The sequence below is a fragment of the Microbacterium sp. genome (assembly GCF_049661145.1).
Lineage (GTDB): Bacteria > Actinomycetota > Actinomycetes > Actinomycetales > Microbacteriaceae > Microbacterium.
The window spans coordinates 37,187-49,140 of the sequence record NZ_JBASZT010000403.1; the positions used below are offsets into that span (position 1 = coordinate 37,187).

At 68.7% G+C, this 11,954-nt stretch carries 13 protein-coding genes; 4 read left to right on the forward strand and 9 right to left on the reverse strand.

The window, feature by feature from the left end:
- Positions 1 to 4 precede the first annotated feature (4 nt).
- Genes WBP48_RS16785 through WBP48_RS16795 form a run of 3 tightly spaced genes read right to left on the reverse strand, consistent with a single transcriptional unit; the run spans position 5 to position 2,750 of the window.
- Complete coding sequence (locus WBP48_RS16785) at positions 5 to 640, reverse strand: NADPH-dependent F420 reductase (RefSeq protein WP_424441882.1); 636 nt, start codon at positions 638 to 640, stop codon at positions 5 to 7.
- Positions 637 to 1,689, reverse strand: coding sequence for an LLM class flavin-dependent oxidoreductase (locus WBP48_RS16790; protein ID WP_424441883.1), 1,053 nt, complete (start codon positions 1,687 to 1,689; stop codon positions 637 to 639). Before WBP48_RS16790 ends, WBP48_RS16785 begins: the two co-directional genes overlap by 4 nt.
- Entirely contained in the window at positions 1,686 to 2,750 is a 1,065-nt protein-coding gene (locus WBP48_RS16795) for an LLM class flavin-dependent oxidoreductase (RefSeq protein WP_424441884.1), read from the reverse strand. The genes WBP48_RS16790 and WBP48_RS16795 overlap by 4 nt, the downstream gene beginning before the upstream one ends.
- 103 nt (positions 2,751 to 2,853) lie before the next feature.
- On the opposite strand from WBP48_RS16795, the gene WBP48_RS16800 reads away from it, so the two are divergent.
- On the forward strand, positions 2,854 to 3,276 hold the full coding sequence (locus WBP48_RS16800) for a winged helix-turn-helix transcriptional regulator (protein ID WP_424441885.1): 423 nt from the start codon (positions 2,854 to 2,856) through the stop codon (positions 3,274 to 3,276).
- 375 nt (positions 3,277 to 3,651) lie between these two features.
- Here the strand turns inward: WBP48_RS16800 and WBP48_RS16805 are convergent, their stop codons facing one another.
- Genes WBP48_RS16805 through WBP48_RS16815 form a run of 3 tightly spaced genes read right to left on the reverse strand, consistent with a single transcriptional unit; the run spans position 3,652 to position 5,857 of the window.
- A complete protein-coding gene (locus tag WBP48_RS16805) occupies positions 3,652 to 4,485 on the reverse strand; it encodes a CPBP family intramembrane glutamic endopeptidase (RefSeq protein WP_424441886.1) in 834 nt (277 codons plus the stop codon).
- 33 nt (positions 4,486 to 4,518) lie between these two features.
- Complete coding sequence (locus WBP48_RS16810; RefSeq protein ID WP_424441887.1) at positions 4,519 to 5,301, reverse strand: MerR family transcriptional regulator; 783 nt, start codon at positions 5,299 to 5,301, stop codon at positions 4,519 to 4,521.
- Positions 5,302 to 5,341: 40 nt separating this feature from the next.
- A complete protein-coding gene (locus tag WBP48_RS16815) occupies positions 5,342 to 5,857 on the reverse strand; it encodes a MarR family winged helix-turn-helix transcriptional regulator (RefSeq protein WP_424441893.1) in 516 nt (171 codons plus the stop codon).
- 56 nt (positions 5,858 to 5,913) lie between these two features.
- Between WBP48_RS16815 and WBP48_RS16820 the strand changes: the two genes are divergently transcribed.
- A complete protein-coding gene (locus WBP48_RS16820; RefSeq protein WP_424441888.1) occupies positions 5,914 to 6,375 on the forward strand; it encodes an SRPBCC family protein in 462 nt (153 codons plus the stop codon).
- A 380-nt stretch (positions 6,376 to 6,755) separates the two neighbouring features.
- Here the strand turns inward: WBP48_RS16820 and glnA are convergent, their stop codons facing one another.
- Positions 6,756 to 8,180: a type I glutamate--ammonia ligase gene (gene glnA / locus WBP48_RS16825; protein ID WP_424441889.1), complete on the reverse strand. Its 1,425-nt coding sequence runs from the start codon at positions 8,178 to 8,180 to the stop codon at positions 6,756 to 6,758.
- Between the two features lie 178 nt (positions 8,181 to 8,358).
- On the opposite strand from glnA, the gene WBP48_RS16830 reads away from it, so the two are divergent.
- Entirely contained in the window at positions 8,359 to 8,712 is a 354-nt protein-coding gene (locus WBP48_RS16830; RefSeq protein WP_424441894.1) for an RDD family protein, read from the forward strand.
- A gap of 21 nt (positions 8,713 to 8,733) precedes the next feature.
- Here the strand turns inward: WBP48_RS16830 and WBP48_RS16835 are convergent, their stop codons facing one another.
- Positions 8,734 to 9,444, reverse strand: coding sequence for a DUF4191 domain-containing protein (locus tag WBP48_RS16835; RefSeq protein WP_424441890.1), 711 nt, complete (start codon positions 9,442 to 9,444; stop codon positions 8,734 to 8,736).
- A 137-nt stretch (positions 9,445 to 9,581) separates the two neighbouring features.
- On the opposite strand from WBP48_RS16835, the gene WBP48_RS16840 reads away from it, so the two are divergent.
- Entirely contained in the window at positions 9,582 to 10,925 is a 1,344-nt protein-coding gene (locus WBP48_RS16840; RefSeq protein WP_424441891.1) for a hypothetical protein, read from the forward strand.
- A 16-nt stretch (positions 10,926 to 10,941) separates the two neighbouring features.
- Here the strand turns inward: WBP48_RS16840 and sucB are convergent.
- The coding region (gene sucB / locus WBP48_RS16845; protein ID WP_424441892.1) for a 2-oxoglutarate dehydrogenase, E2 component, dihydrolipoamide succinyltransferase at positions 10,942 to 11,954 on the reverse strand (1,013 nt) is incomplete at its 5' end.

Below are 11,954 nucleotides of genomic sequence, written 5' to 3' on the forward strand. Positions count from 1 at the left end.
GCGATCATGCCGCGAGCAGGAGCGAGAGCGCACCGGCACTCAGCCCGATGCCGAAAGCTGCTCCGCCGGTACCGAGAGGTGTTGCCGCCGTGAGCGGCCCGGCGTCAATGGCGTCGAAGCCGAGTCGGTCGACGAGCTGCATCACCGCGGTGCGTGCTTCGCCGTCGTTCCCGGAGACCGCTTGAGCCAGGCGGTCGGGGCGACCGTGTGGTCGGCGGAGTTCGTCGAACTCGTGATAGCCGAGCTGGTTGAGGCTCTTCACGACCGATGCGCCGCTGAACCATCGCTGGACGACGAGGCTCGATCCGGCGGGGTCTGCGGCGAACTCGGGGTCGTGCCCGTCGATCGGTTCCCAATAGTTCATGGTGTCGATGAGCACTTTGCCATCGAACAGGGTGCGGTCCAGCTCGCGGAAGCGGTGAGTGGGCACCGCCAGCACGATCAGCTCGGCGTGGCCGACGACATCGGCGGTGACGGCGGGCGTCGCGCCGGGCGCGAGGATCTCCGCGGTCAGCGCGAGGCGTTCGACTGTGCCCGAGCCAGACAGCATCACGTCGTACCCTGCGTCCAACGCGGCGCGGGCGATGGTCGTGCCGATCTTCCCCGCGCCGACGATGCCGAGCCGTTCCCGCGCGCTCATCGCCGGCCCTCCGCGAGCAGTTCGCGGACTCGCGGGATGACGTGCGTGCCGTGGAGCCTGATAGTGCGCTCGCGCAGGGCGCGCGGTGCGTGCATGAGATCGTACTTGAGGTCGAAGCGGCCAAGGCCGAGGGTGCGGATCGCGTCGGCGATCCGCGCGGCGACGGTCTCGGGCGCGCCGACGAAGAGCGCCCCGCCCTGGGTGTCGGCGAGGTAGTGCTCGGGCGTGGGAGCAGGGAACCCGCGCTCGGTGCCGATCGTGGTCATCACGCGGTGCCAGAGCGGCCAGTGCGCCTCGCGGGCCTCCTCGTCGGTCGGTGCGATCAGTCCGAGGGAGTGCTCGCCGACGGGCAGCTCGGGGTGGCCGAACTCGTGGAGGCTGCGGCGGTAGAGGTCGGCGTAGGGGGCGAAGCGGCCGGGGTGCCCGCCGATGATGGCGAGCATGAGCGGGAGGCCGTAGCGGGCGGCGCGGATGACGGACTGCGGGCTGCCGCCGACTCCGACCCAGGTGGGGATGCTGCCCGGCTCGATGCCCGGTACGACGATCTGCTGGTCGAGCGCGGAGCGGACGGTGCCCTCCCAGGTGACGGGCTGGTCGCGCATGAGGCGGGTGAGCAGGTCGAGCTTCTCCTCGAAGAGCGTCTCGTAGTCGGCCAGGTCGTAGCCGAACAGCGGGAACGACTCGACGGAGGAGGCGCGGCCGACGATGAGCTGCGCCCGCCCGTCGGAGGCGGCATCCAGGGTGGCGGACTCCGCGTAGAGGCGCACCGGGTCCTGGGTGCTGAGAACCGTGACCGAGGTGCCGAGCCGGATGCGCGAGGTGCGGCCGGCGATCGCGGCGAGGATGACGTGGTTCGCCGAGTCGACCATCCCGGCCCGGTAGTGCTCGCCGACGCTGAAGGAGTCGACGCCGACCGACTCGGCCAGTTCCGCCTCCTCGATGATGAGCCGGACGGTCTCGGCGTCGCTGAGGATGCGGCCGTCGTCGTCCGTGGCGACCTCGCCGAAGGAGTTGAGCCCGAACTCGATGTCTGCCGGATCGACGTTCATGCGGGCACCTCCGCGGGGTTCTCGTGCAGCAGCTCGCGCACCCGGGGGACGACCTCGCGGCCGAACAGCTCGATGGTCGCCATCCGGTGCTCGTGGGGCACGCGGCCGGTGGCGTAGGCGAGGTCGAAGCGTTCCAGGCGGAGGGCGCGGATGTGGTGCGCGAGCTTCTGCGCGACCGTCTCGGGGGAGCCGATGAAGTGCGCTCCGTGCTCCACCTCGTTCTCGAAGAAGCCCATCGAGGGCGCGGGGCGGCGCTCGTCGCCGGCCCACATCTCGCGGGAGTAGGGGAACTGGATGGCCTTGGCCTCCTCGTCGGTGCGGGCGACGAACCCGTGCGAGTGCATCCCGACCGGCTGGCGCGCCTGCCCGAACTGCGCCAGGGAGCGGTGGTACAGGTCGACGTAAGGGGCGAAGCGGATCGGGTCGCCCGCGATCACGGCGAGGATGAGGGGGAGGCCGTAGCGAGCCGCGCGGACGACGGACTGCGGGCTGCCGCCGACGGCGATCCAGGTCGGGAGGTGGCCGGAGGGCAGCGGCGGATAGACGTACTGCTCGTCCAGAGGCGTTCTCACCGTGCCCGCCCAGGTGACCGGCTGCTCGCGGATGAGCTTCGTGAACAGGTCGAGCTTCTCCTCGAAGAGCGTCTCGTAGTCGCGCAGGTCGTAGCCGAACAGCGGGAACGACTCGGTGAGTGAGCCCCGGCCGAGCGCGATCTGCGCGCGCCCGCTCGAGAGCGCATCCAGGGTCGAGAACTCGGTGAACAGACGCACCGGGTCTTGCGTGCTGAGCACCGTCACCGCGGTGCCGAGCCGGATGCGGTGGGTGCGGGTCGCGATCCCGGCGAGCACGACGGCGCCTGCAGAATCCATGAACTTGTCGCGGTAGTGCTCGCTGATGTTGAAGGAGTCGATGCCGACCGAGTCTGCGAGCACGGCCTCCTCGATGGCGTTGCGGATGACCTGATCGCCGGGCAGGTCGTTCCCGTCGGCATCCGCCGTGACGTGTAGAGGCGTGTCGAGCCCGAATTCGAAGGCGTCTGGATCAAGGATGTGGTTACTCATAGTGACTGGTGTACGCTACGGTAACTGGTCACTTCAAGCGAGCCCCGGTCACTCCGCGGTAACCAGCACGCGACCGGGTCGGGGACCGACCCAAGGAGACGCTATGACCCGCGCGCAGCAGTCCGAGCAACTGATCCGGTCCCTGCCGACGATGAGCGAGCTTTGCCTCGACGACCACGACCCCGACGTGTTCCGCTCCGTGCTGGAGCGGGTCGGCGACAAGTGGAGCCTGCTCGTCATCGGCATCCTCGGCGAACGCCCTCACCGCTTCACCGAGTTGCTGCGCATCGTCCCCGGCATCTCCCGCCGGATGCTCACCGTCACCCTGCGCGCACTGGAGCGCGACGGCATCATCACCCGCACGATCTACGCCGAAGTCCCCCCGCGCGTCGAGTACGCCGTGACCGACCTGGGCGTGTCGCTCGGCGAGGCGATCCGCATCCTCGCGGGCTGGGTCGCAGGTCACCAGCAGCAGATCGTCACTAACCGGCGGGCATTCGATGCCGTCGGTGTTGAGGCCGATTGAAGGGGAGTGGCGGTGGCGCGGCGCGCCCGCTGAGGCATCCATCACCCGAGTCACCGACACGTGCGATTTCTCTCCTTGTCGGCCGCGTAGTCGGATCCCCACGGGCCGAGCGCGGGGCCGATGCAGACGGTGTCCTCTCGTCGACGCCGTCGACGTGAACCGCGCCGCCCGGAACCCGGAGGAAGGTGCCGGCAGAGTGGGCGATGATGAGCGCGTCGGGGTCGATGAATGAGGCGCAGCTGAAGAGCTCGCCGGACTGTCGGCTCCTTTCGAGCGTGGCGGACTTGATCCCGTCGGGGTTCTCCGTCCACGGGATGGCGTCGAGGTCGATGGCGAGCGGCGACGTGCCGGTCATGGTCAGGGTCTCCTGTCGTTCTACCGGTCCTGCTGGGCGATGGACCGGATGGCCGCGGGCCGTCGGCTTGCGGAGCGGCGCAGCAGCATCGGCGTCAGCACCAGCGAGCGCACGTCGATGACCGCGTGGATGAGCATGACGAGCAGGATCGAGCCGGTGACCGCGTAGAGCCCGGCGAAGATGATGCCGATGCTGCCGGCCGCGAGCGTGCCGACCCACCCCTGATACACGTGCACCAGGGCGAAGACGACGCCGGCGAGGAGAAAGGCGAGCCAGGCATCCCCGAGCGCGGCGTAGAGCAGTCCGGGCAGGGCGAGACGGAACAGCGCCTCCTCGAGCACGCCGGCGCCGACGGACATTGCCGCGCCGTACCGGGTCTCGGTGCGTGTCCGCGGGATCATCGCCTCCGCCGCGTACACGGCATCCGCATCCACTCGCCCGAGTGCGACCGGGATGAGCACCGCGAAGAGCACGAGGAGCATGAGCCCGCCGACCGCGGCGATGAGAATCGGCCCGAGCGGTCCGTGCTCCCCGCGGAGCCACGGGAACGGCCCCCGGGCCTGCGCGTCCACGAGCATCGCATCGAGTTCCGGCCATGCGGCGACCAACGTCGGCAGCGTCGGTAGACCGCCCCAGTTCCCGCGGAGCAGTTGCGGCACGAAGAGCGCGAGCAGACCGACGAGGCTCAGACCCCCGTAGACGAGGACGAGGTCGCGGAGCCAGCGGCGATAGAAGTCGAGGCGCTGGGGCTCCCGCTCGGCGAGATCGAAGCGGCGATAGTCCGCCCGCTCGACCCCGAAGGCTCGGACGAGCAGGATGCTCGCGAGGAGGAGGGCGAGTGCGAGGAACGGCATGTCCCCAGTGAAAACTATGACGCTGCGGCAGGGTCAAGCCCCGGTTGCCGAAGAGCCGCGGATTCGCGCGTGCTCTGCCGCGGCCGACGCCTCCAGTCGGTCCATGACCGCCCGCTGCGCCGCGTTCAGGTCCCCGACCGCGAGGGACCGGAACGCCGGCGCGACCGCGTCGAGGTCGAGTGGTGGGTCGGCGGTCGCGAGGTCGGCGATCAGGGGGAGTACGACCGCCTCGAAGTCGGCGACGAGTGCGTCCGAGGCGGCGGCGGACGCCTCGGGGTCGAGCGTCGCGAATCGCTCCCCGAGCTCCGCGGTCGCCGTTGCGAGGTCCGGGGCGGCGAGGCGCTCGTAGAGTCGCACCAGGTCGGGCATCCGCGCGTTCCCGGCAAGCCCGGCGAGCAGCACGGCCCGGTCCCGGTCGAGTGCGGCGAGGTCGGTGGATTCCGCGGCGGCGAGGGCGGCGAGGAAAGGCGCGAGTTCCGGTGGCGCGTCGAGCGGTCCGGCCTGCGCCCGCAGCTGCGCGACGAGTCGGCGCTGCGCGGTGAGTCGCTCGATCTCCGATGCGAAGCCGGCATCGAGCTCGTCGAGCAGTGTCGCGCGGTCGCCGTCGGTCGAGTCGAGGTGGGTGCCCATGTGGTCGAGTGGGATGCCGAGTGCGGCGAGATGCCGGATGCGGAGCACGCGGACGAGCTGCTCGGGACCGTATTCGCGGTAGCCGTTCGCCCGCCGCTCCGGCTCGTCGAGCAGTCCGATCTGGTGGTAGTGCCGCAGTGCCCGCACCGTGACGCCGCCGAGCCGGGCGAGTTCGCTGCTGCGCATCGGCGGTCCCCTTCCGGCATTCGTACTCTACGACTCTCGATCAGGCGCCGTCGCCAATGGAGTGCAGCAGCTTCCGCAGTGCGTAGTCCAGCGCGGCGACCTCGCGCGGGGCGAGGACGGCGAGTAGTCGCGACTCGTTCTCGACATGGTGAACGATGAGCGCGTCGATCCGGCGCAGCCCTTCGTCCGTGAGGCCGACGTGAAGGCTGCGTCGATCCGCGCCGTTCGCGGTGCGCTTGACGAGACCGAGCGCCTCGAGCCGGTCCACGCGCTTGGTCATCGCACCGCGGGTGGTCAGCAGCGCGTCGGCGAGCTCGGACGGGGTGAGCCGGTAGGGCGGGCCGCTGCGCCGCAGGCCTGCGAGCACGTTGAAGTCGCCGCGGTCGAGCCCTTCCGTCTCGAACACGCGGTCGACGAGTCGTCCGCCGAAGATGGCGAGCCGCGCCAGACGGGCGAGCGGCCCCATCGCGGAGAAGTCGAGGTCGGGTCGCTGCGCCCGCCACTGCGCGACCGCGCGATCGGTGACATCGTCTGGCGCATCGGCTCCATTCGTCATATAGTTCACGTAGAAATAGTATCATCATGAATCATATATGCGAATCTGGAGGAACCATGACCACGGTCCTGACTCGGGCGAGCGCCGTCATCGAGGCGCCCGCGGACGCCGCGTGGGCGGTGCTCGGCGACTATGCGAACGACCCGCTGTGGCGGCGCGCGGTGAGCCGGATGGAGCAGACCCCACCCGGGATCGTGCACGACGGAGCGCAGGCGGTGGAGGAGCTGCAGACGCTCGGACGCACCGTCGTCACCCGGGTCGAGCTGCATGACGTCCTCCCCGGGCGCTCCTTCGCCTGGCGGGCGGTCGACGGCACCGATGCCCACGGCACCCGGGCCATCGTCCCCCTCGACGACGGGCGCTGCGCACTTCGTACTGAGCGCCGCATCGGCCTCACGGGCGCCGACCGGCTGCTGCAGCCGCTCGTATCTTGGGTCATGGCCCGCGCCGAGCGCGCAGATCTGGCCCGCGCCGCCGCGCTCGTCCTGGCCAGGAACGGCTCGGAGGTCATCGGGTGAGCCAGGTTGACGCGAGATCCTGTGGGCCGGGCTGCGGCCGAACCTCACAAGAGGAGGGCCCGTTGCCTTCGCTGCGCCAGCGTTCCAGCGTCCGGACGGGGACACCGAGGTAGTCCGACAGCGCCTGGTCGGTGAGAAGTTCGGGGAGGCTGATGCTGCTATCGCTGTTGGGCACTCGTGCCCTATGCGCGCCATGGCGTTTCCAGTGAGGGTGGATGAGGGCAAGGCGTGCCGCAGGCCCTCTCGAACCGCCTTTCGAGGCGGTTCTCGGACAGTTTTCGGACACCCCCGCCTGAGTTTTCGGACACCTTGACATGAGAGAACCCCTCCGCTCCCGCGAAAACCGGGGGAGGGGAGGGGTTCTCTGCTGCTTCTGAGTATCAGACCCCGAAGTAGAGCTCGTACTCGAACGGGTGGGGGCGCGCCGCGAGCGGCTTGATCTCGTTCTCGATCTTGTACTCGATCCAGGTCTCGATCAACTCGGGCGTGAAGACGCCGCCCGCCAGCAGGAACTCGTTGTCTGCACGCAACGCGTCGAGCGAGTCCAGCAGCGAGTTCGGCACCTGCGGGATGTTCTTGGCTTCCTCAGGCGGCAGCTCGTAGAGGTCCTTGTCGACCGGCTCGTGCGGCTCGATGCGGTTCTTGATGCCGTCCAGCCCTGCCATCATCTGCGCTGCGAAGGCGAGGTACGGGTTGCCGGAGGCGTCGGGCGCGCGGAACTCGATGCGCTTGGCCTTCGGGTTCGATCCGGTGATCGGGATGCGGATGGCCGCGGAGCGGTTGCCGGCCGAGTACACGAGGTTGACCGGTGCTTCGTAGCCCTTCACGAGACGCTTGTACGAGTTCAGCGTCGGGTTGGTGAAGGCGAGCACCGACGGGGCGTGGGCGAGCAGGCCGCCGATGTACCAGCGAGCGACGTCGGAGAGCCCGCCGTAGCCCTTCTCGTCATAGAAGAGCGGCTTGCCGTCAAGCCACAACGACTGGTGCGTGTGCATGCCCGAGCCGTTATCGCCGAACAGCGGCTTGGGCATGAAGGTAGCGACCTTGCCCCACGCCTCAGCAACGTTCTTGACGATGTACTTGAACTTCAGGATGTCGTCGGCCGCGTGCACCATCGTGTCGAAGCGGTAGTTGATCTCTTGCTGACCACCGGTGCCCACCTCGTGGTGCGAGCGCTCCAGGATGAATCCCGCCTCGATGAGCTTGAGCGTGATGTCGTCGCGGAGGTCCGCCGTCTTGTCGACCGGGCTGACGGGAAAGTAGCCGCCCTTGTACGGGGTCTTGTTGGCGAGGTTGCCGCCCTCTTCGACGCGGCCGGTGTTCCACGCGCCTTCCTCGGAGTCGACGCTGTAGAAGCTGGAGTTCTGCTTCACCTCGTAGCGGACGTCGTCGAAGATGTAGAACTCTGCCTCGGGAGCGAAGAACGCGGTGTCGGCGATGCCGGTGGACTCCAGGTACTTGATCGCCTTCTTGGCGACCTGACGCGGATCCTTGTGGTAGATCTCACCCGTGCGCGGGTTGTAGATGTCGAAGATCATGATGAGGGTCTTCGCCTCACGGAACTGATCGAGGTACGCCGTCGTGACATCCGGGATGAGCTGCATATCCGACTCGTGGATGTTGGCGAAGCCGCGGATCGACGAGCCGTCGAACAGCTGGCCGACCGTGAAGAACTCCTCGTCGACAGTCGAAGCGGGGATGTTGAAGTGCTGCTGCACACCAGGCAGATCCGTGAAACGGATGTCGAGGAACTTGACGTCCTCGTCCTTGATGTACGCGAGCACCTCGGATGAATCTTTGAACATGCAGTCTCCAAGATCGGGTGCGGAACACGCCTGACGGGGCCAGGCTCCCATTGAAGTTATCGGCGGCCGGTTGCCCGGCAGTATCGCTCGTGTTTCGGGGATGTTACGGCGCCGCGGGTAGGCTGATCCGGTGACGGCGGACGCTATCGACCACAGCTATCCTGGCGAGCGCCTGGGGATGCCCGAGTCGGGTCCCGGGAGCATCGCACGTCCGGGACGGCGGATCGCGGCGCTTGCGATCGACTGGGCCGCGGCGGTGATCGTCTCCGTAGCCTTCTTCGCCTACGACTCGATTGCGACTCTCGCGATCTTCTCCGCAGTCCAGATACTCTTTCTGCCGACCCTCGGCGGCAGTCCCGGGCACCGCCTCGTCGGCCTGCGTCTACGCCCGCTCGACGGCGGCTGGGTCGGTCTTTGGCGCCCGATCGTACGAACGACGCTGCTCGTCCTGGTGATTCCGGCGGTCATCTGGGATGCCGATCAGCGCGGCCTCCACGACAAGGGGGCAGGAACAGTTCTCGTCCGTTCCTGAGTCCGCGGCCGCGGGTGGGCACTACCGCGGGCGCGGGGCGCGGGCTCGCATAGGGTCGATGCCCTTCGGGATCGGCAGCGAAGTCACCGACTGCGACACCGAGTCGACACGCTTGACGACGGCCGCCATGGTCGCGCGATCGACTTTCTTCGGCAGCGACTTGATCGTCCCTGCCAGCTTCGAGATCGGTACGTCGCCCTCACCGTGGCCGAGATACAACACGTTGATCGGTACGCCCGAGGCGACGCGCTGCACTTTCATCTTCTCGTCGTTCACGAGCCGTGTCAGCCGCCCGCGGGCGCCTTCTCCGACGATCACGACACCGCCACGGCCGATAACTCGGTACACGGCGTCCTGCGACTTGGGATTCACGCCCACGGGCGTGTCGGAGGCCACCCAACTGCGGCCGAGCGAGGTCGACAGCACGTGACCGGCTGCCCCCGGCACACCATCGAGCTTGATGTACATCGCGCGCGTGGACAGCCGTGTCAGCAAGATCATGGCGCCCAACAGGCCGAACATGAGTCCGGTCACGCCCCAGAGAACAATGCTCCACAACGCGACGGGCGGGATCAGGAACCCGACGGCCACGCCGATGCCGATGCCGACCAGGAGCACGGCGATGAGCACCCACGGCAGCCACGAGAACTCGGCCTTCGTGAAGGTGTACAGGGAGCGGAGCTGCGAGAAGAAGCCGGGACGCTTCTCGGGTGCGGTACTGCGGGAGGCCATGGCATCAAGCCTACCGGCGCCGCCGATGCCGCATGGCGGTGTCCGTCGCCTTCTGCACACGGCCGCAGTCTGCACGGTTGTCCACAGTTCTTGCCGATCCACCACCACGGCGTGCCCACGCGTCGCACACTCGGGGGATGAGCCCATCACAGTCTCCGATCGAACCGCCTCCGGCCCTACGGCGGCTGCGCCCCGATGAAGCGCCCTACCCCGGCATCCTGCGCGCCGGCGACCCACCGATGGTCTGGGTCCGCGTCGATGCTCTCCCGATGGAGGTATGGCAGGTGCCCTTGGACTCCCACATCCTGATACCGCACGACATCGCGCGCGTCGACGGCGGTCATATGGCTCTTCTGCTCCCGTGCGACGCTCCGCTGGCACGCCGAGTTGCTGGAGTGCCGCCGACCCCGGGGGAGGCGGTCACGATCGCCGTCAGCATCCTGCGCGCGGCGACGACGGCGCAGAGTGTCGGCATCGAGACCGGAACGTGGTGGGTGGATGCCGATGGCAGACCCGTCCTCGCTGCAGGCGGCGCTGCCCCCTGGGTGGATACTGCTCTCTCCGTGCTGGCGGAGCTTGCCGAGGACGCGCGAGGCCCACTGGCCGACGCCCTCGCCGAGGTCGTCCGCGCCCTGTCTGCCGGCCCGCTCATCGAGCGCGATGTCGAGCGCTGCGAGGATCTGTTGTTCGACGCCGCCGAGCCGGCACCGCTGATTCGTCGTCTCGCCCCGGCTGCCGTCGAACCGATGCCGAGGCGCGCCCGCTCGCTCAGCAGCGCTGCGGACCCGCACCCGAAGCCGACACCACTGTGGTACGCACGGTTCGTCGACGACGATGTCGTCGACCGCGCGGCTCAGGGCGTGCGCTCGGTGACAGGGGCGGCGACGAGCGTGTTCGCCGGCATGCGCCGGCGAAGAAGGCCCACCGATCCGCCGCGGCGACGCCCGGCGGTGCGCCCCGCTCATGCAGATCGCACGGTGCGACCGCCTCGGCGCCGCGCGCCGCTGATCGTGGCCGCGGCGGTCGGTGTGATCACCGTGGCGGGCGGACTTGCTCTGCCGCATGAGGAGGACCCGGCAGAAGCCGTTGTTCCGCAGAGCTCCGATGCCACGGCATCCTCGCCCCATGTGCACATCGACGACGACTCCGGCGCCGTCGAGACGACCGCGGAGACGACACCGACCGCGTCACCGAGTGAGGGGTCTTCGGGACCCGCAGTGCGTGCGCTTGCCGCGCTCGACACGTGCGCGCGCGAAGCGCCGGCGATCTGCGAAGTGCTCGAAGATCCCGCGACGCCGGTTCCGACGGGAGTCGCCAGCGGTGGAGCGGCCGACCGGACCGCAACGCTGCTGGATGAGTACGGCGGCGTCGCGGTCTACCGCGTCGACGCACCGGACAGACCATCACAGGTTCTCGTGCTGGTCACGGTCGACGGAAAAGGGCTGGTCCGCGACGTCTATGACCTCGCGGACCAGCCCTGAGCCGTGGACCTGCAGATCAGACGCCCAGATTGGCCTCGAACTGTGCGGTCTCGAGTCGCGTCTTGACAGCCCCGAGGAAGCGCGCCGCGTCGGCGCCGTCGACGATCCGGTGATCGTAGGAAAGTGCGAGATAGACGTAGGAACGGATGCCGATCGCGTCGACGCCGTCGACCCTCACGACGCCAGGTTCCTTGACGACGGCACCGGTGCCCAGGATCGCCGACTGCGGCAGGAAGACGACCGGGGTGTCGAACAACGCGCCGCGCGAACCGGTGTTCGTGACCGTGAACGTTCCGCCCGCCAACTCGTCGGGCTTCAGCTTGTTGTCGCGCGTGCGCGCGGCGAGATCAGCGATCTCCTTCGAGATGTCGGCGAGAGACTTGCCGCCGGCGTCTCTCAGCACCGGCGTGAGCAGTCCACGCTCGGTGTCGACGGCGATCGAGATGTTCTCGGTCGCCGGGTACACGATGTCCGTACCGTTGACGGTCGCGTTGATGACGGGGTATGCCTGCAGGGCCTCGGCGGCGGCAAGCACGAAGAACGGAAGGAACGACAGCTTACCTCCGGTCTTGGCGACGAAGTCGGCCTGCACCGCACTGCGATAACCCGCGACCTTCGTGACATCCACCTTGACGACCGTTGTCAGCTGCGCCGTCTGCTGCATCGAAGCGACGGCCCGCTCGGCGAGCACCTTGCGCAGACGTGACATCGGCTGGGTCGTGCCGCGCAACGGCGACACCTCCACGGCAGCCGGCGCGGCCGGCGCCGAAGTGGTAACCGGAGCGCTCTGGCCGGCCTTGGTGGCTTCGGCGGCTTTGAGGACGTCCTCCTTGCGGATACGGCCGCCGACCCCCGTGCCGGTGACCGTGGCCAGGTCGATGCCCTGCTGTTGCGCCAGACGTCGCACCAATGGGGTGACATAGGTCGTGACCTCGTCGTCCGCCGCGGCCGCAGGCGCGGGAGTCGGCGCGGGTGCCGGAGCCGGCGCGGGAGCTGCAGCAGGAGAGGGAGCCGGCGCCGGTGCTGGGG